The organism is Bradyrhizobium manausense (genome assembly GCF_018129685.1).
GTDB classification, from domain to species: Bacteria; Pseudomonadota; Alphaproteobacteria; order Rhizobiales; family Xanthobacteraceae; genus Bradyrhizobium; species Bradyrhizobium manausense_D.
Map to the genome: position 1 here is coordinate 168,077 of NZ_JAFCLG010000009.1, position 24,775 is coordinate 192,851.

Genomic DNA, 24,775 nt, shown 5'->3' on the forward strand with positions numbered 1-24,775 from the left:
ACCCGGGAAGGGCGACAAGGTTGCGCGCGGCGACGCGCCGGTACAGCACAGGCCGGATTGGTTCAAACGCCATATCTCACTCCGCTTCCAAAACGCTGAAAGCTCCGCAATGGATCAGAGCGGCGAGCCGGCCGATGGAGATATTGCGTAGAAACCTCGCCAGGTAACGCATGCTTTCTTCGATCGCCGCGATCTGGTGCGCGGCGAGGCGACGCCCTAGAACTGATACCGCCTCAACCCCCCATCCACCGGGATCACCGTTCCCGTGATGTAGCGCGCCACGGGTGAGGCGAGGAACACCGCCAGCGCGGCAAGATCTTCCGGCTCGCCCCAATAGCCGACCGGGATCTCCTCTTCCGCAAAGCGCTCGCGATAGTCAGGCGCATAGTTGCGGCGGATCTGCTCGCTCATGATGCGGCCGGGCGGGATGCAGTTGATGGTGATGCCGTGCTTGCCGATCTCGCGCGACAGGCCCTTGGCCCAGGCGTGAACCGCGGCCTTGGCCGCGAAGGCCGCGTTCAACCCCTCCGGTTCGGACTTGCCGGTGATGTTGACGATGCGGCCCCATTTGCGTTCGATCATCTGCGGCAACAGCGCATGCGCGATGCGGCGATAGCTGGTGAAGTTCAGCGCGATCGCCTCGTCCCATTGGCTGTCGGGCGCATCGACCGGCAGCGGGCGGCTGCCGCCGGCATTGTTGATGAGGATGTCGACATGGCCGAGCTCCTTCAGCGCGAAGGCCGCGATTCTCTCCGCTGCGTCCTTGGCCATCACGTCCTGCTCGAGCGGCGTGATCAGGCCGGAGCCGACCTCCTTCACAAGCTCGGCGAGCAGGTCGGTCCGGCGCGCCACGCCCACCACGCGCACGCCTTCGGCAGCGAGGCCCTTGGCGATGGCGCGGCCGATGCCGATGCTGGCTCCGGTGACAACAGCGGTTTTCGATTTCAGCCCGAGGTCCATGGTCACACGCTCTCCGGTTCGCTTTTCGCGCTTTGATTTTGGTCTGGCTTGCGCTTGCTTTTAGATTTCCTGCCCTGTCCCGGCTGCGGCGATTTGCCCGACCGGGACGAGCAGTGGTAACCAAGGGCGAAGGCGAAGGAAATACGAAAAAGAAAAGGCTTCAACGATGGTATGGGATCCGCAGCAATATCTGAAATTCTCCGGCCACCGGCTCCGGCCCGCGGTCGACCTGTTGATGCGCATTCCCGATATCGGCCCGCGCACGGTCGCAGACCTTGGCGCCGGCGCCGGCAATGTCACCAAGCTGATCAAGGAGCGCTGGCCGTCTGCCGCGGTCACGGGCGTCGAGGGCTCGGCCGAGATGGTTGCCGCGGGGCGCAAGGCCGCGCCCGATGTGGAATGGTCGCATGAGGACCTCGGTCATTGGCGCCCCGCCGGGCAATATGACGTGGTCTATTCCAATGCCGCACTGCACTGGCTGCCCAATCATGCGGCACTCTTCCCCTCGGTCATGGAGAAGGTCGCGCCCGGCGGCATGCTTGCGGTGCAGATGCCGCGCAACTTCCTGGCGCCGTCGCACGTGCTGATCGGCGAGACTGCCCTGAACGGGCCCTGGCGGTCCAAGGTCGAGCACCTCGTCACGCCGCCGCCGGTCGAGGGGCCGGCCTTCTATCACGACGTGCTCGCGCCTCTGTCACAGAACATCGACATCTGGGAGACCGAGTATCTTCAGGTCCTGGAAGGCGACAATCCCGTGAAGGAATGGACCAAGGGCACCTGGCTGACGCGTTATCTCGATATTCTGCAGGGCGACGAAAAGGCGGCGTTCGAAGCCGCCTATGGGATGCGCGTCGCAAAGGCCTACCCGAAGAACGAAGCGGGCCAGACGCTGTTCCCGTTCCGGCGGCTGTTCATGGTCGCCCAGCGCAAGGGCTGACGCCCTTCGGCGATGCGACATAAGCGCTCGCCTCGCGGCGTGGAGCGGGCGCCCGGTTGCGCACGCGGGCGCTGTCAAGATAGCCTCCCGCGGCAAAGCTTCGCTGCGGCAAATTGGGCTTAGGTCTAGTTGTTCGGGCTACGGATTGCTGCCACTACTGAAACCGCAAAACAAAAAGAACCCGGTTTCCGAGGTTGTTGGGGAGGTTCCTTCATGCGCAAACTGCTTCTGGCGGTCGCCGCAGCCGCGCTCGCTCTGGCTCCGGCCGCAGCTCAGGCCCAGAGCCCGATCGTCATCAAATTCAGTCACGTCGTCGCCAACGACACACCCAAAGGCAAGGGCGCGCTGAAGTTCAAGGAGCTTGCCGAGAAGTACACCGACGGCAAGGTCAAGATCGAAGTCTATCCGAACTCCTCGCTCTACAAGGACAAGGAGGAGATCGAGGCGCTTCAGCTCGGCTCGGTGCAGATGCTGGCGCCCTCGACCGCGAAATTCGCCCCGCTCGGCATCAAGGAGTTCGAAGCGCTCGACCTGCCCTGGCTGTTCAAGGACGACGCGACCTATTCCGCCGCGATGAAGGGCACCGTCGGCAAATGGCTGTTCCAGAAACTCGAATCCAAGGGCATCACCGGTCTCGCCTATTGGGACAACGGCTTCCACATGGTGTCGTCGAACCGGCCGCTGATGAAGCCGGAGGATTTCAAGGGCCTGAAATTCCGCATCTCCGGCTCCAAGATCGCGGACCAGTATTTCCGCCTGATGGGTTCGATCCCGCAGATTATGGCGTTCTCGGAAGTCTACCAGGCGCTGCAGACCGGCGTGGTCGACGGCTGCGAGAACACGGCGTCGAACTATCTGACGCAGAAGTTCTACGAGGTGCAGAAGGACATCACCGTGTCCTATCACGCCCATCTGCAATATGCCGTCATCGTCAACTCGAAATTCTGGTCCGGCCTGCCGCCCGACATCCGCACCCAGCTCGACAAGGCGATGGCGGAGGCGACCGACTACACCAATCAGATCGCGCATCAGGAAAACGAGGATGCGCTGGCCGAGATCAAGAAGGCGGGCAAGACGACGCTGCATTATCTGAGCGACGCCGATCGCAAGGCGTGGCAGGAAGCGATGCGCCCGACCTATGCCTGGGCCAAGGGCCGGGTCGGGCAGGAGGTGCTCGATCTCATCGCCAAGGAACTCGACGTCAAGATGAACTGACGCGTTTCCTAGAGAACAAGACCAACGGTCGGGAGTGTGTGCACTCCCGACCGTTTCGTATCGATAGGGGGACCTTGATTTGCTTCGCGCGCTCAACCAGTTGCTCAATCATCTCGAAGAATGGCTGATCGCGACGCTCATTGCCGCTGCAACCGGGCTGATCTTCATCGCGGTGCTGCACCGCTACGGCGCCGGCGAATCGATCGTGTTCGCGCGATGGGCCACCGCGCACGGATTGACCTGGCTGGCGTCGCTGGCGATGGTCGTGTTCACCTTCCTGTCCGAGCTGGATCTGTCCTGGGCGCAGGAACTCTGCATCTACATGTTCATCTGGATGGCGAAGTTCGGCGCGGCCTATGGCGTGCGCACCGGCATCCATGTCGGCGTCGATCTGCTGGTCAACCGTTTGCCCGAGCATTCGCGCAAGCACGTCATCCTGTTCTCGCTGCTCTGCGGCGCGCTGTTCACGGGCATGATCGCCGCCTTCGGCGCGTCCTTTGTTTCCGAGATGTTCAAGACCGGCCAGCAGTCCAACGACCTGGAAGCGCCGATGTGGTTCGTCTATCTGGCGATCCCGCTCGGCTCCGGCCTGATGTGCTTCCGCTTCCTGCAGGTCTCCTGGTTCTACTACTGGACCGGCGAGCTGCCGCATCATGACGAGACCCGCGTCGAGGGCGTGGAGGCGGACATCTCGCCGGCGCTGCATCCGCAGCCCGCCGGCGCCGCGACGAAAGCCGCCGCGCGAAAAGTCTCGCCGCTCGGCGTCATCCTGATCATGGCGCCGATCCTGATCTTCGCGCTGTGTCTTGGCGAGAAGACCGGCTTCATCGTGCTGCCGCATTGGCTGCGCGCCTTCACCGTGTTCGCGCTGCTGATCGCGCTGATGCTGACCGGCATCCCGGTCTCGATCGCGCTTGGCCTCACCGTGATGACGTTCCTGTTCACGCTGACCGCGGTGCCGATCGAAGCCGTCTCGATGAAGCTCTTCACGGGCATCGAAGGCTTCGAGATCATGGCGATCCCGTTCTTCATCCTCGCCGGCAATTTCCTCACCCATGGCGGCGTCGCGCGGCGCATGATCAATTTCGCGACCTCGCTGATCGGGCACTGGCACGGCGGCCTGGGGCTTGCCGGCATCGTCGCCTGCGCGATGTTCGCGCTGGTCTGCGGCTCGAGCGTCGCGACGGTGGCGGCGATCGGCGCCATCGTGCTGCCCGAGATGGTCCGCCACGGCTATCCCATGCGCTTCGGCGCCGGCATCATCACCGTTGCCGGCTCGCTCGGCATCCTGATGCTGCCGTCGATCCCCAAGATCGTCTACGCGGTCTCGACGAATACCTCGATCGGGGCGCTGTTCGTCGCCGGCCTGCTGCCCGGCATGCTGCTGACGACCATGCTCTGCATCGTCACCTGGTGGCTGGCACGCAGCCGCGACTATCCCCGGATGAAGAAGGCGAGCTGGGGCGAGACCATCCACGCCTTCCGCGAGAGCATCTGGGGATTGATGCTCGTCGTCATCATCATCGGCGGTATCTACAGCGGCCTGTTCACCGCCACGGAGGCGGCGGCGATGGCCGCAGTCTACTCCTTCATCATCGCCGTGTTCGTCTACAAGGCGATCAGGATAACGGACGTGCCGCGGGTGCTGCTGCGTGCCGCCAACACCAGCGCGATGCTGCTCTACATCGTGACCAACGCGGTGCTGTTCTCCTTCGTGCTCTCCAACGAGAACCTGCCGGCGACGCTCGCCGACTGGATCGCGGCGCAGAACCTCGGCTGGGTGGGCTTCCTGCTCGTCGTCAACGTGCTGCTGCTGCTCGCCGGCAACTTCATGGAGCCCAACTCGATCATCCTGATCATGGCGCCGATCCTGGCGCCGGCTGCCAAGAAGCTCGGCATCGACCTCGTCCATTTCGGCATCGTCATGGACGTCAACATGGAGGTCGGCCTCTGCCATCCGCCGGTCGGCTTGAACCTCTATGTGGCATCGATGATCGCGCGCATGCGCATCACCGATCTCGCCGTCGCGGTGATGCCGTGGCTGCTCACCATGCTCGGCTTCCTCGTCATCGTGACCTACTGGCCCGATCTGACGCTGTTTCTGCCGCGGGTGCTGGGGATGCACTAGCCGATCGAGCGGTGCGACATGGCTAACGCGCGGTAAACCCGCGCGTTCAAATGCGGCCGCGGTGCAAAGCAAGCCTTTTTACGGATGTGCGGTAGGACAATGCCAGCGGGACAGGTGCGGGCATGTTGTTCAACAGAATGGAATCCGGACGAGCGTCGATCTCCGACGCCGTCTATCTGGAAGTCATCACGGGCCTTCACGGCACGACGATGCCCAACGTTCTTGCGGCCGCCTGCCTGGCGATGGTCGGCGCCATCACGACCTACGAGACCGATGACGGGGTGACCGCGGCCTTTACCGTGGCCGGCGTCGCCGTGGCCATCGTTCGTCTGTTCGAGATCTTTGCATTCCGCCGCCGCCTCACGCGTTCGCCGCGGCTCGGCCGCGCGGAGGCCGTGCGCTGGGAGCGGCGCTATGTGGCCGGCACCGTCGTGACGGCTCTCATCCTCGGCCTGTTCGCCGCACGCAGCATCGTGCTGGGCGATGCGCTCTGCTGTGTCATGGCGGTCGGCATCGGATTCGGCTTTGGCGCCGGCGTGGTGGCGCGGCTGGCGCTGCGCCCCGTCGCGGCGCTGCTCGATCTGATCGCCATCGCCGCACCCGCCGCAATCGTCACCCTGATGCAGCCCGATCTGCGTCATGTCGGCCTCGGGCTCCTCATCCTGATGTATGTGGTCGCAAGCTTCGAGATGGTGCGGCTGAGCTTCAACGCCTCGATCAAGCAGATCACGCTCAAACGCCAGTTCGAGCAGCTGTCGCGCGTGGACCCGATGACCGGCGTGGCCAATCGTTCGGCGCTGGCGACGGACCTGCCCGCCATGCTTGCGGCCGGGACCATCGCCGTCCATACGCTCGACCTCGACCGCTTCAAGGAAGCGAACGATCGTTTTGGCCATCCGGTCGGTGACGCCCTGCTGAAACAGGTCGCCGAGCGGCTCCGAAAGATCGCCGCGCCTGATGATCTCGTGGTGCGGATGGGCGGCGACGAATTCGTCCTGGTCCAGCGCGCGGTTGATGATGCGGAAGCGACGGCCCAGCGGATCGTTCAGTCGATCAGCATGCCCTATGACATCGACGGACAGATGGTCGAGCTCGGCGTGAGCATCGGCGTTGCGGTGGCGGCGGACGACGGCCGAACCGCGGAAGCGCTGCTGTCGCGTTCCGACAAGGCGCTCTACCGTGCCAAGCACCATCGCGGCGGCTATGTGCTGGCGCGGGAGTTGCGGATGGCGGATGCCACCGCATCGGGCAAAAGCGTTTCTGAAGGGCTGGCGGCGTAAGCAGCGGTTGGAACCGGAATCGAGATGCGGTTAGATGCCTCCCGGACAAGACCGGGGAGGAACGCTATGACCAGCACCGAAGCAGCCGACACGCCGAAGGACGCAACGCCATCAGTCATCGCGCAGCATCAGGCGATGTTGAATGCGCTGCCATTTTCCGACACGCGGGATTTCGACGACGCTGCGCGCGGCTTTCTCGGAACGATCGAGCACGCAAAGATTGCGAACCCGCAAGGGAGGACGGTCTGGAGCCTCGAGCCCTATGGCTTTCTGTCCAGCGAGCAGGCACCGCCGACCGTCAATCCCAGCCTGTGGCGGCAGGCGCGCCTCAACATGCAGCATGGCCTGTTCGAGGTGGTGCCCGGGGTCTACCAGGTGCGCGGGCTCGATATCGCCAACATGACGCTGATCGAGGGCGACAGCGGCGTCATCGTGGTCGACACGCTGACCTCGATCGAGGGCGCACGCGCCGCGCTCGATCTCTATTTCAGGCACCGTGGCCTGAAGCCGGTCGCGGCGGTGATCTTCACCCACACCCACACCGACCATTGGGGCGGCGCGCGCGGCGTGCTGGAAGAAGACGCATTGGCCACAGGCCGCGTGCCGATCATCGCGCCTGATCTGTTCATGGAGCACGCCGTCTCCGAGAACATCATCGCGGGGCCGGCGATGCTGCGCCGGGCGCAGTACCAGTTCGGGCCGTTCCTGGCCAAGGGCGCACGCGGACATGTCGATTGCGGCCTCGGCAAGACCATGGCGGCGGGCGCGGTCGCGCTGCTGCGTCCGACCGACCTGATCATGGCGACCGGCGACACGCGCGTCATCGACGGCGTCGAATTCGAATTCCAGATGGCGCCGAACAGCGAGGCGCCGGCGGAGATGCACTTCTTCCTGCCGCGCTACAAGCTTTTGAACCTGGCCGAAAACTGCACGCATAATTTCCACAATCTGCTGCCGTTCCGCGGCGCCGACGTGCGCGATGCGCTGGCGTGGTCGAAGTATCTCAACGAGGCGCTGCAGCTGTGGGGTGGCAAGGCCGAGGCGATGTGCGGCCAGCATCACTGGCCGGTGTGGGGCCGCGAGCGCATCGACACCATGATCCGCGAGCAGCGCGACCTCTACAAGTTTGCGCATGACCAGACCATCCGCCTGATGAATCACGGCCTCAACGCAGCCGAGATCGCCGAGGCGATCCAGCTGCCGAAGAGCCTCGAAGGTGCCTGGCATGGCCGCGGCTATTACGGCCACGTCAGGCATAACGTGAAGGCGATCTACCAGAAATATCTCGGCTGGTACGATGCCAACCCCGTCAATCTCGATCCGCTGCCGCCGGTGGCGTCAGGCAAGAAATACGTCGAGTACATGGGCGGCGCGGATGCGATCCTGACGCGGGCGCGGGCGGATTTCGACAAGGGCGAATTCCGCTTCGTGGCGCAGGCGCTCGGCCATCTCGTCTTTGCCGAGCCGGACCACCAGGCGGCACGCGCGCTGCTGGCCGACACGCTGGAGCAGCTCGGCTATGCCGCCGAGAGCTCGACCTGGCGCAACGCCTATCTGTTCGGCGCGCAGGAATTGCGCCAGGGCATGCCGAAGACGCCTCCGCGTGCACCGATGCCGCGCGAGACGCTGGCGGCGCTGCGGACCTCGCAGCTCTGGGACGTGCTCGGCGTCCGCCTCAACGGTCCGAAGGCGGAAGGCAAGCGCATCGTGCTGAACTGGAGCTTTTCGGACACCGGCGAGACATTCGTGCTCAATCTCCAGAACTGCGCGCTGACTTATACCGAAGGCGTTCAGGCCGACAACGCCGACGCCAGCTTCACGCTGGCGCGCGCGACGCTGGATGAGGTGATCGGCAAGCTGACGAGTTTTCCGGAAGCGGTGGCTGCGGGGAAGGTCAGGCTGTCGGGCAATCCGATGAAGCTTGCCGAGCTGATGGGCCTGATGGATGAGTTCCCGCGGATGTTCGAGATCGTCGAGCCGAAGCGGGCGGTGGTGGTGTAGCCAGCGCCGTCGCCATACACTCCGTCATTGCGAGCGCAGCGAAGCAATCCAGAGTCTTTCCGGAGAGGCAGTCTGGATTGCTTCGCTACGCTCGCAATGACGGGCGGATAGAGTGGGGTGCTACACACCTAGTTGTCGTCGCGGAGTCCCGGATCGGCGCGCGCTTGGGGCGCGCTTGTCCGGGACGACACCGTTGGTGGAGCAATTACTCCGCGCTGCTCACCAGCTTGATCCGTGGCGCCTGTGCCTCGCTCAGGCTGCGATAGGCGGCGAGGTAGTCGAGGGCCATCCGCCGGGCCGTGAAGCGCTTTTCGAACTGTTTGCGGATGGCGGTGCGGTCGAGCTGCGCGAGGCGGCCCACGACGCCGGCGGCACTGAGGACGTCCTCGACCACGAAGCCGGTGAGGCCCTCGTCGATGATTTCAGGCACCGAGCCGCGGTTGAAGGCGACCACCGGCGTGCCGCAGGCCATCGCTTCGATCATCACCAGACCGAACGGCTCCGGCCAGTCGATCGGCAGCAACAGCCCGAGCGCGCCGCTGAGGAAGTCCGACTTCTCGTGATCGCCGATCTCGCCGATGAAATCCACCAGCGGATTGCCTGCGATCATCGGCCTGATCTGCTCGTCATAATAATCCTGGTCGGCGCGGTCGACCTTGGCCGCGATCTTCAGCGGGATGCCGCAATGCATCGCGATCTTGATGGCGCGGTCGACGCCCTTCTCCGGCGCAATGCGGCCGAGCACGGCGAGATATTCCTGTTTCGCCGGCTTCGGCGTCAGCAGCGTCTCCGGCAGGCCATGATGGATCGTTCTGACCCAGTTCGCCTGCGGCACCGGCCGCCGCTGCGCGTTCGAGATCGAGATCACCGGGACCTTCGCGAACGTATTGAATGCCGGCTGATGCTCGGGCAGATCCAGCCGGCCATGCAGCGTGGTCAGGAACGGTGTCGGCTGCCTGTAGAACAGCGACCACGGATAATAGTCGAGATGGAAGTGGAGGAAGTCGAACTCCTCGTCGTCGCATTTCTGCCGCACGCGCTCCAGCATCACCATGTGCAGCGCGTTGGCATCGCGCACGGAACCGTCGAGGCGAAGTGCCCGCGGCCAGGTTGCGTCCAGTTTTGCCGATGTCTGCGAATCGCCGCTGGCGAACAAGGTGACGTCGTGTCCCAGGGCGACCAACTCTTCCGTCAACCAATGCACCACGCGCTCGGTGCCGCCATACAGCTTGGGTGGAACAGCCTCCGTCAACGGAGCTACCTGCGCGATGCGCATCTCACCTTCTCCTCTGTCCGATCATGGAAGTCAAAGCCCCTACCGTGTTCGGCACCGGCATGCCGTGGAGGGAACGTTCTCGCATGTGCGAAGTTCCTCTCGTCGAACGTTACTTCTTCGATACGCATGTTTGTCGCGATGCTGCCATCACCTCAACTCAGATCGCCCGCATCCGCATGTCGTGATGGCTTCGCCCGGGAACCGAGGCAAAGCGGTCGATGTTCAGTCGACAGCCAAGAAAAATCCAAAGCATGACGGGGTCGCAGCCACATGGATCATCTCTCTGGATACGCGCGCAGGCCATTTGCCTTTGTCCTGCGCTATCTCCGGCGTCGTTTGGCGTCGCATCTGGTGATCCTCACCGCTGTCGTTGCGGCGGTTGCCTGCTCGGTGGGCACGCAGTACGGGGTCAAATCTCTTGTCGACGCCCTGTCGGCAGGACCTTCGCATGGGGGGACCGTGTGGCTGGCATTCATCCTGCTCATGTCGCTGGTCGCCGCCGACAACTTCCTGTGGCGGATCGCGAGCTGGACGGCGAGCTTCACCTTCGTCCGCGTCACCGGCGATTTGCGCCGTGACATCTTTCGTCACCTGACCGGGCATGCGCCGAGCTACTTCTCGGACCGGATGCCGGGCATGCTGACCAGCCGCATTACCGCCACATCCAACGCGGTGTTCACCGTCGAGAACATGTTCGTCTGGAACGTGTTGCCGCCGTGCATTGCCACACTTGCGGCCATCGCGCTGATTGGAACCGTCAGTGCATATATGGCACTCGGCCTGATCGTCATCGCAGGAGGCATGGTGATCGTGATGTTCCATCTGGCCGCGGCCGGCAAGCCGTTGCATGACGAGTTCGCCGACAAGGCAGCCGCCGTCGACGGCGAGATGATCGACGTCATCAGCAACATGCCGCTTGTCCGCGCCTTCTGCGGCATCGGCCACGAGCACGAGCGGTTTGACGCCACGGTGAACCGGGAAGTCCATGCGCGCGGACGCAGCCTGCGCTATCTGGAGAAGCTGCGGTTGTTGCATGCCGCCGTGACCGTGATCTTGACGATCGCCCTGATGGCCTGGACCATCACGCTCTGGCAGCAGGGCGAGGCGACCACCGGCGACGTCGTGCTGGTCTGTACCCTCGGTATGTCGATCCTGAGCGCAACCCGCGATCTCGCGGTCGCCCTGGTCGATGTCACCCAGCACGTCGCGCGCCTGACCGAGGCGATCGCCACGCTCCTGGTGCCGCACGAGCTGCGCGATCACCCCGAGGCCGAGCCGCTGGTCAAGAGCGGCGCCGCGATCGCCTATAACAACGTCACCTTCGGCTATCCGGGCGGCGAAAAGATCTTCGAGCGGTTCAGTCTGCGGCTCCAGCCCGGCCAGCGCGTCGGCCTGGTCGGCCCGTCCGGCGGCGGCAAATCGACCTTGTTCACGCTGCTTCAACGCTTCTACGATGTGGACGAGGGCAGCGTCACCATCGACGGTCAGGACATCTCCAAGGTGACCCAGCTGAGCCTGCGCGAGGCGATCTCGGTCGTGCCGCAGGACATTTCCCTGTTCCACCGCTCCATTCGCGAGAACATCCGCTATGGCCGGCCCAATGCGACCGACGACGAGGTGCTGCGCGCGGCGATCGCGGCGCGCTGCGACTTCATCGACAGCCTGCCGGACGGTCTCGACACCATGGTCGGCGACCGCGGTGTGAAGATGTCCGGCGGCCAGCGCCAGCGCATCGCGATCGCGCGCGCCTTCCTGAAGGACGCGCCGATCCTGCTGCTCGACGAGGCCACCGCCGCGCTCGACAGCGAATCCGAGGAGGCGATCCGCGAGGCGCTGTCGCGCCTCATGCGCGGCCGCACCGTGATCGCAATCGCGCATCGCCTCGCAACACTGCGCAATTTCGACCGCGTGGTGGTGCTGAAGGGTGGTAAGATCATCGAGGACGGTTCGCCCGAGCGCCTGATGCAGGGCCACGGGCCTTATCGCGAGCTCGTTACGCAGGAAATCAGCCGGCTCGCGCAAGCCGCCGCCTGAATCCAGCAGTTGCGTTTGCGTTGGCCGCGTTTTGAAACAAGCCGCAGGGGAGCAGCTCATGGCAGCCGAAGCCGCAACCAGGATCATCTCGGCGTCGAAGACGACAGAGACCGTCGCCGAGCAGCCGTTCTACATTCCGATGACGGGCCCCGCCGCACGGCCCCGCCGCTCGCTCAAGCACGATGACACCTTCATCGTGCTGGACAGCCATGGCGACATCGGCGCCTCCGCGGGCGGGCCGGATGGTCTGTTCAACCATGACACGCGCTATCTGGCGCGGCTCGAGCTCGTGCTCGATGATCTCCAGCCGTTGCTGCTCGGCTCGAATTTGCGCGATGACAATTCCGGATTGACGGTCGATCTGACCAACCCCGATATCTATCGCCAGGGCCGTATCGTTCTTCAGAAGGACCTGCTGCACATCGTGCGGACGATCTTCCTGTGGCGCGGGACGGCCTATCAGCGCATCGGCCTGCAGAACCACGGCGAGCAACCGGCCGCCTTCGAGCTGACGCTGCTTTTCGACAACGACTTTGCCGATCTGTTCGAGGTGCGCGGCGAGCGGCGGTCGCGCCGCGGCACAGGCACGAGCAAGCTGCTTGGGCCGACCGACGTGCTGTTCGACTATCGCGGCCTCGACGAGGCCGAGCGTACCACCGGCCTGCATTTCGATCCGCGACCCACGCGGCTGTCGGTGAACGCAGCGACCTGGCAGCTCGAGCTGGATCCGCACGAGCTCAAATCGCTGTTCGTGGCTGTCTCCTGCAACCGGCCGCTCGCGGAGAAGCCGGCGCGCTTCTTCAGAGGATTGCTGGCGCATCGCCGCGAGATGCGGCGGTCGACGATCGGCGCGGCCAGCATCGAGACCTCCAACAACATCTTCAACGAGGTGCTGTGCCAGGCCATGGCCGACCTCAACATGCTGATGACGGAGACGCCGCAGGGGCGCTATCCCTATGCCGGCATCCCCTGGTACTCGACGACGTTCGGCCGCGACGGTCTGATCACCGCGCTCCAGATGCTGTGGGTCGATCCGCGGGTGGCGAAAGGCGTGCTGCGGCGCCTTGCGCATTTTCAGGCCAAGGCGGTCGATCCGCTCGCCGATGCGGCGCCCGGGAAGATCCTGCACGAGATGCGCGGCGGCGAGATGGCGGCGCTGCGCGAAGTGCCGTTCTCGCAATATTACGGCAGCGTGGATTCGACCGCGCTGTTCGTGTTGCTCGCCGGATGCTATTTCGAGCGCACCGGCGACGAGGCCACGCTCACCGAACTGTGGCCTGCGATCGAGGCCGGGCTCGCCTGGATCGACGGTCCCGGTGATCCCGACCAGGACGGCTTTGTCGAATACCAGCGCGCCACCGAAAAGGGGCTCGCCAACCAGGGCTGGAAAGACTCTTACGACGCCATCTTCCACGCCGACGGCAATCTCGCGGAAGGCAATATCGCGCTCGCGGAGGTCCAGGGCTATGTTTACGCCGCCAAGCAACTCGCCGCGCGATGCGCGCTGAAGCTCGGCAAGCCCGATCTTGCGAAAAAGCTCGAGGCCGAAGCCAGGTCGCTCGCCGAGCGTTTTGAAGACGCGTTCTGGTGCGAGAAGCTCGGCACCTATGCGCTCGCGCTCGACGGCAACAAGCGGCGGTGCGAGGTGCGGACCTCGAATGCCGGGCAGGTGCTGTTCAGCGGCATGATCCGCGAGGATCGCGCCCGGCGCGTTGCCGCCGATCTGATGCAGCCGCATTTCTTCTCGGGCTGGGGCATCCGCACCGTCGCGCAGGGCGAGGTGCGCTACAACCCGATGTCCTATCACGATGGATCGATCTGGCCGCACGACAATGCCCTGATCGCGCTCGGCCTCGCCCGTTACGGGCTCAAGCACTCGGTCGCGCAGGTCTTCAAGGGGCTGTTCGACGCCGCGACCTATATGGATCTGCGCCGGCTGCCCGAACTGTTCTGCGGCTTCCGCCGCGAGAAGCGGCGTGGCCCTACGCTCTATCCGGTCGCCTGTGCGCCGCAGGCCTGGGCCAGCGCCACGCCGTTCACGCTGCTCGAGGCGGCGCTCGGTATCGAGTTCGACGTCGCGCGCTGCGAGATCCGTCTGCGCAATCCGCACCTTCCGGCGTTTCTGAACGAGATCACTCTGCGCGATCTGCGCCTTGGCGAATCCAGCGTCGATCTGCGCGTCAGCCGCCACGGCGATGACGTGGCGCTGGAGGTGCTGCGGACGCGCGGCCAGATCCAGGTGTCGATCGTGCTGACGCGCTAGCGGCGCGCCGCAAGGAGGTTTCATGCGTACCGCTGGATGGTTGGTCTTGTGCGTGGCGATCGTGGCCGGATTGTCGGTTGCCGTGTCACGCGCCGCGGAGGAGACGCCTGCGACCACGAACGAGGCGAGCGGACCTGCTGCGGCGCCGAAGGATGCGAAGGATGGGGCGCCGCCGCCATCGGTAACCATCATCGGCGCCGCCGACGCGCATGGCGTACTTGGGCGCGACGTGCGCAGCGCAGCGGACGAGGATATGGGCCGCATCGTCGACGTCATCGTCGATCTGACCGGCCATGTGCGCGCTGCGGTGATCGATTTCGGCGGTTTCCTCGGCGTCGGCAGCCGCAAGATCGTCGTTGACTGGAATGCGCTTCGGTTCGGCAAGATCACCAACAAGAAGGACAGCATCACGCTGGAATTGACCAAGGCTCAGGTCGCGGCCGCGCCGGAGTACAAGGAAGACACGCCGATGGTCGTGCTCGGTGCGTCCGGCAGTCTCCAACCGTTTCAAGCAATTCAGTGAGGGGAGGGATGGCTGGCGGTGCTGTTGTCGAAGAAGCCTGATCAAGAGAGGCACGAGGAACGTGCTGGACAGGACAACGTCGCCGTACCGGTTCTCGCGGCCATCCCGGAGCCGTCACGCCGTAGCCTGCGCGGCCTCGACTGGTTCATCTTCTTCCTCGCCGACGTGCAGACCGGATTCGGGCCCTTCATCGCGGTCTACCTGACGACGCAGAAATGGACCCAGGTCGAGATCGGCCTGGTGCTGTCGATCAGCGGCATCGTCGCGCTGATCGGGCAGATGCCGGGCGGTGCAATCATCGATGCGGCGAGATCCGAGCGCCTGGTCGCGGGGCTTGCGATTGCGACCATCGGCTGCTGTGCGCTTGCTTATGCGGCGATGCCGATCTTCCCGGTGGTGGTGGCGGCCGCGACGTTGCATGCGGCGGCGAGCTGCGTGCTCGGTCCCGCGATTGCGGCGATCAGCCTGGGCCTGGTTGGCCCGCTCAAGATCGGCGAGCGGCTCGGCCGCAACGCCCGTTTCGCCTCGCTCGGCAATGGCGTTGCCGCCGCGGTGATGGGGACGGCCGGATACCTGCTCTCGAGCCGCTCGGTCTTCCTGGTCACCTTCGTGCTCGCGATTCCCACGCTGATTGCCCTGTCGCGTATCCGCGAGGAGGAGGTCGACATCGCGCGCAGTCACGGCGAGATGCCGCGCGAGGCTCCGGTTCAGGGCGACACCAATATCTGGCATTTGATCCGGCAGAAGCCGCTGATCGTCTTTGCGCTGAGCGTGCTGCTGCTGCAGCTGGCAAACGCCTCGATGATGCCGCTGATGGCAAGCACGGTGACGGCGCGTTCGAGCCAGTGGGCGACGGTTCTGGTCGCCTTTTGCATCGTCGTGCCGCAGGCTATTGTCGCGCTGCTGTCACCTTCGGTGGGACGCAAGGCGCAAGCTTGGGGCCGGCGCCCGCTGCTGCTGATCGGGTTCGGCGCGCTGACGATCCGCGGCCTGCTGTTTGCGACCGTGCGCGATCCCTATCTGCTGGTGCTGGTGCAGGTGTTCGACGGCTTTACGGCGGCGGTTTTCGCGGTGATGATTCCGCTTGTGGTGGCCGATGTCGCCTTCGGCAGCGGGCACTTCAATCTGGCGCAAGGCATCGTCGGCACTGCGACCGGCGTCGGTGCGTCCTTGAGCACCGCGCTTGGCGGCTATGTCAGCGATAAGTTCGGCAATGCCACCGCCTTCTTCGGGCTCGCAAGCATCGCCGCGACCGGGCTTTTGCTGATCCTCTTCGTGATGCCGGAAACCCGGCGCACCGTCATGACGGCAAAAGAAATGGCCGGCTGAACGAGATCAGCCGGCCACAGGAGGGGAAGACAAAGCGATCAGGCGTCGAGATTGTGCAGCCGCTGACGGTTGCGCAGCACGATCTGTCGGGCGCCGGAGAAGCCGAGGATGCCCTGGCTGTGAAGCTGCGACAGCGCACGCGACACGGTCTCGAGGGTCAGGCCGAGATAGTCGCCGATATCGCGACGGCACATCGGCAATGCCATCATGCCGGCGACCGCAAGGCGGCGATCCATTTCGAGCAGGAAGGTTGCAACGCGCTCCATCGCGGTCTTGCGGCCGAGCAGCAGCATGTGGTCTTCGGCGTGGCGCAGCTCGCCGGCGGTCATGGCCCAGAGCTGGCGGGCGACCTGCACGTCGGTGCCCGCGGCTTTTTCCAGACTGGCGCGCTTTACCAGGCGCACATTGGTGTCGATGATGGCTTCAGCAGCAAGGCGGTGGGTGGCGCCGGATTCGAGGCCGAACACGTCGCCGGGAAGATGGAAGGTGCCGATCTGGCGGCGGCCGTCGGAGAGGAGCTTGTAGGTGCGGACCGCGCCGGAAACGACCTGGTAGACATATTCGGCGGGCTCGTCCTCACCGTAGATCTCCTCGTCCTTGCGGTAGGAGAACTCGGTGGCGACCAGACCAACATGGCCGGTGACCGCACCGAACTGATCGGAGACGGAAGGGGGCGGGGCAATCTTGCCACCGATTTGGGTGTTGATCGCCTGGGTGTTGAGAGTCTGCGTCAGCATTTGCGCCATCTCCGTTGTGATGGCGCTTTGATACGCGGTATCGGGTGCTTCGAAAATTTCGCGAGATATCTTAAGGGGTAACCCTTACGTAGAATCCCGTAGGTCGGCCGGAGGGTCTGAGCCTATCTAGTTTCCGCGCCTGCTCTGGATGGCGTGGCGGATGCGTTTGACCAGGTTTTCGTCGAGAAGCGGCTTCAATATCACGTCTTGTACGCCCGCGGCGGCGGCCCGCGCCGAGATGTTGCCATCCGGATAGCCGGTGATCAGGATCACCGGAGTACCGCCATGGGACTGGCGCAGCTTGCCGGCGAGCTCGATGCCGTTGATGTCGGGCATCTTGTAGTCGATCACGTAGCAATCCGCGCCGGGCAGACTCGGCGCGTTGAGCAGCGCCGTGGCGTTCCGAAACGTCCGCACGGCAAAGCCGTCGGTTTCCAGCAGGAAGCGCAGCGATCCCAGCACGGCATCATCATCGTCGACCACGTAGACGATGGGCTGTGCCAAGGATACCATTGGTAACCGCTGATGATGCGAGCCGATTCCGATCATTCCTATCAAATAGCACAGGCGGATCGGCCCATTTTGACTTAGCTCAACCGGATTTGCCTCAACCGGAACTGCCTCAACCGGACCTGCCTTAACCGGACCTGCCTTAACCGGACCTGCCTCAACCCCGTTTGCCTCAATCCTTCAGCATGCCGGCGCGCATCGCCAGCCGCACCAGTTCCGACAGGCTGCCGGCCTGCATCTTGGTCATCACGTTGGCCCGGTAGACCTCGATCGTGCGAGGGCTGATATCGTAGTCGCGGGCGATCAGCTTGTTGGAGAGCCCCGCGACAAGTCCTTCCATGACCTGGCGCTCGCGGGGACTGAGGGATGCAACACGGCCGACAATGTCCTGCGCGATCGCCTCGTTCTGGGCCGCTGGCTCGGCCTGGCGGATCGCGGTCTCGATCATGGCGGTGAGGCGGTCGTCCTCGAAGGGCTTTTCGAGGAAGTCGACCGCACCGAGCTTCATCGCCTCGACCGCCAGTGGCACATCGCCGTGGCCGGTCATGATCAGGATTGGAAAGGGCGAGTGTTGCGCCTTCATCCGCTTCAGAAGCTCAATCCCGTCGATTCCGGGCATGCGCACATCGGAGAGGACGCAGCCAAAGGCGAGGCCGGGCAGGGCGTCGAGGAAGCTCTGCGCATCGTCGAACAGCTTGACGCCGAAACCGGCGGAGTCCAGCAGAAAGCTCAACGAATCCCGCATCGCCTCGTCGTCGTCGATGACGTAAACATGTCCCTTGGTCGTCATGGCTCAGGTCTCGTCAGCTGCTGGGAGGGTGAAGCGGAATATCGCCCCGCCCGGTGCATTGCCCTCGGCCCACATGCGCCCGCCGTGAGCCTCGATGATCGAGCGGCTGATGGACAGTCCTACGCCCATGCCGGTGTCCTTGGTAGTGAAGAAAGTCTGAAACAGGTTGGGAAACACGTCGTCCCGGAATCCGGGGCCGGTATCGGACACCTGGATCTCGATCATGTCGTCGGCGACGGGGGTGTTGGTGACGACGAGCTCCCGCCGCGGCGATTGGGCCATCGCTTCCAGCGCGTTGCGGAACAGGTTGACCAGGACCTGCTGGATCTGAACCCGGTCGGCAAGCACGAGATCGGCGTCCGGGTCGAGGTTGAAGCGAAGCTGCACGTTCTGCTCGCGTGCGCCGGCAAGGCCGAGCGCGCCGGCTTCCTCGATCAGCTTCGACAGGCTCTCGACCCGCTTCTCCGATTCGCCCCGGGAGACGAAATCGCGCAGGCGGCGGATGATCTGGCCGGCGCGCAGCGCCTGTTCCGAGGCGCGATCGAGCGCGCTTTCGATCTTCGGGGCGTTGGGATCGGTGCTGCCGGCGAGCAGCCGCCGCGATCCCTTCATATAATTGCTGATCGCCGCCAAGGGCTGGTTGATCTCGTGGGCCAGCGCCGAGGCCATCTCGCCCATCGCCGTCAGCCGCGAGACATGGACGAGCTCGGACTGCAATTCCTGCAGCCGGGCCTGGGTCTTCTGGTGCTCGGTGAGGTCGCGAACGAAGCCGGTGAAATAGGGCTCGCCGCCCGACTGCATCTCGCCGATCGACAGATGCATCGGGAATGTCGTGCCGTCGCGGCGTTTGCCGGTGACGATGCGGCCGATGCCGATAATGTGCGGATCACTGGTCGAGCGATAGCGCGCGATGTAGCCGTCGTGGCGGGTGCGGTCCGGCTCCGGCATCAGGATGCTGACGTTCTGGCCGATCGCCTCATGCTCGGCCCAGCCGAACAGCCGCTCGGCGGCCGTGCTGAAGAGCTGAATGACGCCGTGGCCGTCGATGACGATCATGGCGTCGGGAATGGTGTGCAGGATGGAGCGGAGGTGGGTCTCACGCGTGCGCAGCGCTTCCTCGACACGCTTTTCCTGGTCGATGTCGAGGAAGATACCGCTCAGATGACGGGCCGCGCCCGCATCGTCGCTAATGACGCCCGCGCGGGCCCGAATCCAGTGCCCGCGACCTGAAGGATCCGCAACCCTGAAGGAGACGTCGAAACCGGCGCCTTCTGACACTTTCCTGACAGCGTCTTCCACGCGGGTGCGGTCGTTGGCTTCGAGGCGCGACAGGAAGAGCTCATAGCTCGCCGGTCGCCCCGGCTCGATCCCGAGCAGCGTTCTGGCCGTCTCAGACCACTCCAGATCGTAGGTCGTGAGATCGAGATCCCAGGTACCGACGCCGAATCCCTCGATTAGGACCCGGAAATGCTCGCCGCGACCGTCGTCGGGTTGATGCGTCACACGCGTCGGTGACAAGTGATGGCTCCAATCGTGTTTTCGGCGGCCGCGGATGAGGTTACGGCCGGGGCAATGTCGCGCAAGGCAGGACTTGCGGCAAGGTTGGCCATGTTCGCCTAAAGGCGAATGCGCACCAAAGGACAGCTTGAATTTTTGATCTACCTCATCCCGTAACGCGGAGGAGGGCCTACAATTTTGCAAGACCCCCACGGGAGAACCCGAATGACCTATGCCACCGTAATGGTCAGCTTGGCGCTGAATCAGCCTAATCATGCGCGCCTCCAGGCCGCTGGCGAGCTTGCCGACCGATTCGAGGCCACAATCGTCGGGGTTGCCGCAGCCCAATTCGCCTCGCCGCTTTATTTCACCGACGGAACCGAGGCCCAGCGCCTGATCGATCAGGAGGAGACCTCCGTCAAGCGGCGCCTGGCCGATCTGGAGGCGGAGTTCCGCGCCGCGACAAAGACGCGCGGCGGGCGCGTGGAGTGGCGCAGCGCCCTGGACTTTCCGGCCCGGTTCGTGCTGTCGCAGGCGCGCTGCGCCGACATCATCGTCAGCGGGGGGGAGAGCCCGGCCTTCTCCGATGCCTTTTCGCTGGCAAGCCCGAAGGATCTGGTGATGCAGGCCGGTCGGCCGCTTCTGGTCGTGCCAGATCGAGCCGATTGGCTCGATCTGCGCAGCGTGCTGGTGGCCTGGAAGGACACGCCGGAGGCGCGCCGCGCGGTGGTCGACGCGCTGCCGATGCTGCGCAAGGCAAAGGACATCACCATCGTCGAGATTCCGGAGGAAGGCGACGACCGCGCAGAAGTGGCGGCGCGTGTCAGCGACGTCACCGCCTGGCTCGCCCGCCATGGCGTCACCTCCACGGCGCGCGTGTCGGAACTGGCCGGAAACGAAACCGCCGCCGTGCAACTGGAGCGGATTGCGGGCGATGTCGGAGCCGGCCTGATCGTTGCCGGCGCCTACGGTCATTCGCGCTTCCGCGAGTTGATCCTCGGCGGTGTCACCCAGTATCTGGTCACGCAAACGGCCCGATGCGTGCTGCTATCGCACTGACGGCAAGACGAAGCCAAATCGATGAGGACGCGCCGTGTACAAATTCCTTGAGCAGACCGTCGACGGTTACATGACACGCGGCGTCAGGACGGTGACGCGCAACCTGGACATGCTCGCCCTCAGCGAGATGTTCGAGCAGGACGATTTCAACTCCTATCCGGTCGCGGACGAGGGGCAGGTCGTCGGCATCGTCACGAAGTTCGACATCCTGAAGTGCTTTGCCTTCACGCCGAGCCAGATGCTGCCGCGCTATCACGACCTGATGAGCCGCAAGGTCGGCGACGTCATGACGCCGGAGTTCATCTATGTCAGCCCCGATACCCGCCTGACGCGCGTGCTCCAGATCATGGTCGAGCACCGCATCCGCAGCATCATCGTGCTCGACGGCGCCCAGAAGCTGGTCGGAATCATCGCGCGCGAGGACGTCATCAAGGCGCTCAAGGCGACCTCGGCCGACTGACGATCAATCAAGAATTCCAGGCTCCCTGATTTTCCGGGGAGCCGCGACCCGCAACGGGCTTGGCGCGGTGTTCAGACGGCTGAGATCGCTTGCCGATCAGCATCGGTCGCACATTAACAGAAATCCACTCGTCTTGATTTCAATCAATTCCCCGCGAGGGTGAATGTGGTTTCTGGCGGCGTGTTCTTTCAGAGAGAATCCGCGATGCCCCAGCCCTCCATCTCCAAAACCATGACTGCAGGCGAAAGTGGCCTGGCGCTCATCTTCGCGGTCACGGCCTTCCTCTGCGTGGTCGCCTCCGCCAAGGCGCTTGACGCGCCCTTCGCATTCCATGCAGCGCTCAGTGCGGCGGCGAGCCTGGCCGCGGTGTTCTTCATCATCAACAATTACTACGACCGCCCGGCAGCCTTGCCTGCCGCGGAGATCAACGGCCGGCCCAACTACAATATGGGCCCCATCAAGTTCTCGTCCTTCATGGCCATGTTCTGGGGCATCGCCGGCTTCCTGGTCGGCCTGATCATTGCCTCGCAGCTCGCCTGGCCCGCGCTGAACTTCGATCTGCCCTGGATCCAGTTCGGCCGTCTCCGGCCGCTGCACACCTCGGCCGTGATCTTTGCCTTCGGCGGCAACGTGCTGCTCGCGACGTCCTTTTATGTGGTGCAGAAGAGCTGCCACGTCCGGCTCGCAGGCTATATCGCGCCCTGGTTCGTCGTCGTCGGCTACAATTTCTTCATCCTGATCGCGGGCACGGGCTACCTGCTCGGCGTGACGCAGGGCAAGGAATACGCCGAGCCGGAGTGGTACTCGGACCTCTGGCTCACCATCGTCTGGGTGACCTATCTGCTGGTCTTCCTTGTCACGATCATCAAGCGCAAGGAACCGCACATCTTTGTCGCCAACTGGTTCTATCTCGCGTTCATCGTGACGATCGCAGTGCTGCACCTCGGCAACAATCCCGCGCTGCCGGTGTCGTTCTTCGGTTCGAAGTCCTACATCGCCTGGGGCGGCATCCAGGATGCGATGTTCCAGTGGTGGTACGGCCATAACGCGGTCGGCTTCTTCCTGACCGCCGGCTTCCTCGCCATCATGTACTATTTCATCCCGAAGCGCGCGGAGCGGCCGATCTATTCGTACCGGCTCTCGATCATCCATTTCTGGGCGCTGATCTTCCTCTACATCTGGGCCGGCCCCCACCATCTGCACTACACGGCTCTGCCCGACTGGACGCAGACGCTCGGCATGACGTTCTCGATCATGCTGTGGATGCCATCCTGGGGCGGCATGATCAACGGCCTGATGACGCTGTCGGGCGCCTGGGACAAGCTGCGCACCGACCCCGTGCTGCGCATGCTGGTCGTCTCCGTCGCCTTCTACGGCATGTCGACCTTCGAAGGTCCGATGATGTCGATCAAGGTGGTGAACTCGCTCAGCCACTACACCGACTGGACCATCGGCCACGTCCATTCCGGCGCGCTCGGCTGGGTCGGCTTCGTCTCCTTCGGCGCGCTGTACTGCCTGGTGCCGTGGGCATGGAATCGCAAGGGGCTCTACAGCCTGAAGCTCGTCAACTGGCATTTCTGGATCGCCACGCTCGGCATCGTTCTCTACATCTCGGCGATGTGGGTGTCCGGCATCCTTCAGGGCCTGATGTGGCGCGCCTACACCTCGCTCGGCTTCCTCGAATATTCCTTCATCGAGACCGTCGAGGCGATGCACCCCTTCTACGTCATTCGCGCCGCTGGCGGTGCGCTGTTCCTGATCGGCGCACTGATCATGGCCTATAACCTCTGGATGACGGTTCGCGTCGGCGAGCAGGAAGTCCAGATGCCCGTCGCTCTTCAGCCGGCGGAATGAGGAGCCTCCCATGTCGTTCTGGACACGCCACCAAGTCTTCGAAAAGAACTCGATCATTCTGGTCGTCGGCATCCTGCTGGTGATCGCGATCGGCGGTCTCGTCGAGATCACGCCGCTGTTCTACCTCAAGAGCACGATCGAGGTGGTCGACGGCGTCAGGCCCTACACGCCGCTGGAGCTTGCGGGCCGCAACATCTATGTCCGCGAGGGATGCTATCTCTGCCATTCGCAGATGATCCGTCCCTTGCGCGACGAGGTCGAGCGTTACGGCCACTTCTCGCTCGCCGCCGAGAGCATGTTCGACCACCCGTTCCAGTGGGGCTCGAAGCGCACCGGTCCTGACCTTGCCCGCGTCGGCGCCAAATATTCCGACGACTGGCACGTCACCCATCTGACCAATCCGCGCGCGATCGTGCCGCAATCGGTGATGCCGGGCTATCCGTTCCTGGCTCAAACGGAGGTCGATCCTGACACGATCGCCGACCATATGCGCACCCTGCGGACCGTCGGTGTTCCCTACACCGACGACCAAATCGCCAACGCTGCGGCCGACATGAAGGCCCAGGCCGATCCTGACAATGCCGGCGCCGACGCCTTCACCAAGCGCTACGCCAAGGCTGTCGTGCGTAATTTCGACGGCAAGACCGGCACGCCGACCGAAATGGATGCGCTGATCGCGTACCTGCAGATGCTCGGCACGCTGGTCGACTTCAAGATCTACAACGAGAAAGCAAATCTTCGCTGAGAAGGCATCCACCGATGAAAGCCATCCTGACACTCGACAATCTCGCGTCCGGTCTTGTGACCACGATCTGGACGCCGGTCTTCGTCGCGATCTTTCTCGCGATCATCGCCTACGCATTCTGGCCCCGCAACAAGGCCGCGTTCGACGAGGCAGCCCGCCTGCCGTTGCGGGAGGAGTAAGAGATCATGACCGATCATCACAATGAAATCGATTCCGTCTCCGGCAGGTCCACGACCGGACATGAGTGGGATGGCATCAAGGAGCTCAACACGCCGCTGCCGCGATGGTGGGTGATCACGTTCTACCTCACCATCATCTGGGCGATCGGCTACTGGATCGTCTATCCGGCCTGGCCGCTGATCTCCAGCAACACGCGCGGCGTGCTCGGCTACTCTTCGCGCGCCGACGTCGCGGTCGAGCTCGCCAACCTCGACAAGATCCGGGGCGACAAGATGGTGGCGCTGGGCGCGGCCTCGCTCGCCGACATCGAGAAGGACCCGGCCTTGCTGGCGCTCGCACGCGCCAAGGGCAAAACCGTGTTCGGCGACAATTGCGCGCCTTGCCATGGATCCGGCGCCGCCGGCGCCAAGGGTTTTCCGAACCTGAACGACGACGACTGGCTGTGGGGCGGCACGCTCGAGCAGATCATGCAGACCATCCAGTTCGGCGCGCGCTCGGGCCACGCCAAGGCGCATGAGGGCCAGATGCTGGCGTTCGGCAAGGACGGCGTGTTGAAACCGGAGGAGATCGTGACGGTCGCCAATTACGTGCGCTCGCTGTCGGGCCTTTCGACCCGCAATGGTTACGACGCCGCCAAGGGCGAGAAGATCTTTGCCGAGAACTGCATCGCCTGCCATGGCGATGGCGGCAAGGGCAACCAGGAGCTCGGCGCGCCCAATCTGACCGACAAGATCTGGCTTTACGGCTCCGACGAGGCGACCCTGATCGAGACCATCAGCCAGGGCCGCGCCGGCGTCATGCCGGCCTGGGAAGGGCGGCTCGACCCCTCCACCATCAAGGCGATGGCGGTCTACGTCCACTCGCTGGGTGGCGGAAAATAGCCGGCAAAAAGCGACGATCGGCGACTGGCGGGGGCGAACAAAATCGCCCCCGTTTGCGCTGGATCAACTGACCCGGCGGCACTGGGTCTAGGTTTAATCGCACCGTTTCGAGACAC

Annotated in this window: 21 protein-coding genes and 1 pseudogene; 16 read left to right on the forward strand and 6 right to left on the reverse strand. The window is 64.1% G+C overall.

What is annotated here, in order from left to right; all coding sequences use genetic code 11:
- Nucleotides 1-216: 216 nt before the first annotated feature.
- On the reverse strand, nt 217-960 hold the full coding sequence (locus JQ621_RS22050; RefSeq protein WP_212236866.1) for an SDR family NAD(P)-dependent oxidoreductase: 744 nt from the start codon (nt 958-960) through the stop codon (nt 217-219).
- Nucleotides 961-1,126: 166 nt separating this feature from the next.
- Here JQ621_RS22050 and JQ621_RS22055 point away from each other — a divergent pair, with 166 nt between their 5' ends.
- The 6 genes and pseudogenes from JQ621_RS22055 (at nt 1,127) to JQ621_RS22075 (ending at nt 8,521) form a co-directional block, all read left to right on the forward strand.
- On the forward strand, nt 1,127-1,897 hold the full coding sequence (locus JQ621_RS22055) for a methyltransferase domain-containing protein (RefSeq protein ID WP_212236776.1): 771 nt from the start codon (nt 1,127-1,129) through the stop codon (nt 1,895-1,897).
- Nucleotides 1,898-2,110: 213 nt separating this feature from the next.
- Complete coding sequence (locus tag JQ621_RS22060) at nt 2,111-3,112, forward strand: DctP family TRAP transporter solute-binding subunit (protein WP_212236777.1); 1,002 nt, start codon at nt 2,111-2,113, stop codon at nt 3,110-3,112.
- A 259-nt stretch (nt 3,113-3,371) separates the two neighbouring features.
- A pseudogene (locus JQ621_RS35895) lies at nt 3,372-3,713 on the forward strand (TRAP transporter small permease); the annotation flags it as partial.
- Between the two features lie 243 nt (nt 3,714-3,956).
- On the forward strand, nt 3,957-5,240 hold the full coding sequence (locus JQ621_RS35900; protein ID WP_312015434.1) for a TRAP transporter large permease: 1,284 nt from the start codon (nt 3,957-3,959) through the stop codon (nt 5,238-5,240).
- Nucleotides 5,241-5,362: 122 nt separating this feature from the next.
- Nucleotides 5,363-6,520, forward strand: a complete 1,158-nt coding sequence (locus tag JQ621_RS22070) for a GGDEF domain-containing protein (RefSeq protein ID WP_212236779.1) — start codon at nt 5,363-5,365, stop codon at nt 6,518-6,520.
- A gap of 66 nt (nt 6,521-6,586) precedes the next feature.
- Entirely contained in the window at nt 6,587-8,521 is a 1,935-nt protein-coding gene (locus JQ621_RS22075; RefSeq protein ID WP_212236780.1) for an alkyl/aryl-sulfatase, read from the forward strand.
- A 205-nt stretch (nt 8,522-8,726) separates the two neighbouring features.
- Here the strand turns inward: JQ621_RS22075 and JQ621_RS22080 are convergent, their stop codons facing one another.
- Nucleotides 8,727-9,797, reverse strand: coding sequence for a glycosyltransferase family 4 protein (locus JQ621_RS22080; RefSeq protein WP_212236781.1), 1,071 nt, complete (start codon nt 9,795-9,797; stop codon nt 8,727-8,729).
- A gap of 270 nt (nt 9,798-10,067) precedes the next feature.
- Between JQ621_RS22080 and JQ621_RS22085 the strand changes: the two genes are divergently transcribed.
- From JQ621_RS22085 to JQ621_RS22100, 4 genes are read left to right on the forward strand one after another with little or no spacing between them, the layout of a single operon-like run.
- The gene (locus JQ621_RS22085) at nt 10,068-11,831 is read left to right on the forward strand and encodes an ABC transporter ATP-binding protein (RefSeq protein WP_212236782.1); all 1,764 of its coding nucleotides are present in this window, start codon (nt 10,068-10,070) and stop codon (nt 11,829-11,831) included.
- Between the two features lie 58 nt (nt 11,832-11,889).
- Nucleotides 11,890-14,094, forward strand: coding sequence for an amylo-alpha-1,6-glucosidase (locus tag JQ621_RS22090; RefSeq protein WP_212236783.1), 2,205 nt, complete (start codon nt 11,890-11,892; stop codon nt 14,092-14,094).
- 22 nt (nt 14,095-14,116) lie between these two features.
- On the forward strand, nt 14,117-14,617 hold the full coding sequence (locus JQ621_RS22095) for a PRC-barrel domain-containing protein (protein ID WP_212236784.1): 501 nt from the start codon (nt 14,117-14,119) through the stop codon (nt 14,615-14,617).
- 18 nt (nt 14,618-14,635) lie between these two features.
- Complete coding sequence (locus JQ621_RS22100; protein ID WP_212236785.1) at nt 14,636-15,946, forward strand: MFS transporter; 1,311 nt, start codon at nt 14,636-14,638, stop codon at nt 15,944-15,946.
- Between the two features lie 38 nt (nt 15,947-15,984).
- On the opposite strand, the gene JQ621_RS22105 is transcribed toward JQ621_RS22100, so the two are convergent.
- The 4 genes from JQ621_RS22105 to fixL all read right to left on the reverse strand — a co-directional run bounded on the left by JQ621_RS22105 (nt 15,985) and on the right by fixL (nt 19,501).
- On the reverse strand, nt 15,985-16,683 hold the full coding sequence (locus tag JQ621_RS22105; protein ID WP_212236786.1) for a helix-turn-helix domain-containing protein: 699 nt from the start codon (nt 16,681-16,683) through the stop codon (nt 15,985-15,987).
- A gap of 126 nt (nt 16,684-16,809) precedes the next feature.
- The gene (locus JQ621_RS22110; protein ID WP_212236787.1) at nt 16,810-17,232 is read right to left on the reverse strand and encodes a response regulator; all 423 of its coding nucleotides are present in this window, start codon (nt 17,230-17,232) and stop codon (nt 16,810-16,812) included.
- A gap of 133 nt (nt 17,233-17,365) precedes the next feature.
- Complete coding sequence (fixJ, locus tag JQ621_RS22115) at nt 17,366-17,983, reverse strand: response regulator FixJ (RefSeq protein ID WP_212236788.1); 618 nt, start codon at nt 17,981-17,983, stop codon at nt 17,366-17,368.
- A gap of 3 nt (nt 17,984-17,986) precedes the next feature.
- Complete coding sequence (gene fixL, locus JQ621_RS22120) at nt 17,987-19,501, reverse strand: sensor protein FixL (RefSeq protein WP_212236789.1); 1,515 nt, start codon at nt 19,499-19,501, stop codon at nt 17,987-17,989.
- A gap of 204 nt (nt 19,502-19,705) precedes the next feature.
- Between fixL and JQ621_RS22125 the strand changes: the two genes are divergently transcribed.
- The 6 genes from JQ621_RS22125 to ccoP all read left to right on the forward strand — a co-directional run bounded on the left by JQ621_RS22125 (nt 19,706) and on the right by ccoP (nt 24,659).
- Nucleotides 19,706-20,539 (forward strand): universal stress protein, encoded by an 834-nt coding sequence (locus tag JQ621_RS22125; RefSeq protein ID WP_212236790.1) that lies wholly within the window; start codon nt 19,706-19,708, stop codon nt 20,537-20,539.
- Nucleotides 20,540-20,573: 34 nt separating this feature from the next.
- A complete protein-coding gene (locus JQ621_RS22130) occupies nt 20,574-20,999 on the forward strand; it encodes a CBS domain-containing protein (protein WP_212236791.1) in 426 nt (141 codons plus the stop codon).
- 204 nt (nt 21,000-21,203) lie between these two features.
- A complete protein-coding gene (gene ccoN, locus JQ621_RS22135) occupies nt 21,204-22,853 on the forward strand; it encodes a cytochrome-c oxidase, cbb3-type subunit I (protein WP_212236792.1) in 1,650 nt (549 codons plus the stop codon).
- Nucleotides 22,854-22,863: 10 nt separating this feature from the next.
- A complete protein-coding gene (ccoO, locus tag JQ621_RS22140) occupies nt 22,864-23,598 on the forward strand; it encodes a cytochrome-c oxidase, cbb3-type subunit II (RefSeq protein WP_212236793.1) in 735 nt (244 codons plus the stop codon).
- 14 nt (nt 23,599-23,612) lie between these two features.
- Nucleotides 23,613-23,777, forward strand: a complete 165-nt coding sequence (locus JQ621_RS22145; RefSeq protein ID WP_027558455.1) for a CcoQ/FixQ family Cbb3-type cytochrome c oxidase assembly chaperone — start codon at nt 23,613-23,615, stop codon at nt 23,775-23,777.
- 6 nt (nt 23,778-23,783) lie between these two features.
- Nucleotides 23,784-24,659, forward strand: coding sequence for a cytochrome-c oxidase, cbb3-type subunit III (gene ccoP, locus JQ621_RS22150; RefSeq protein WP_212236794.1), 876 nt, complete (start codon nt 23,784-23,786; stop codon nt 24,657-24,659).
- Nucleotides 24,660-24,775 lie beyond the last annotated feature (116 nt).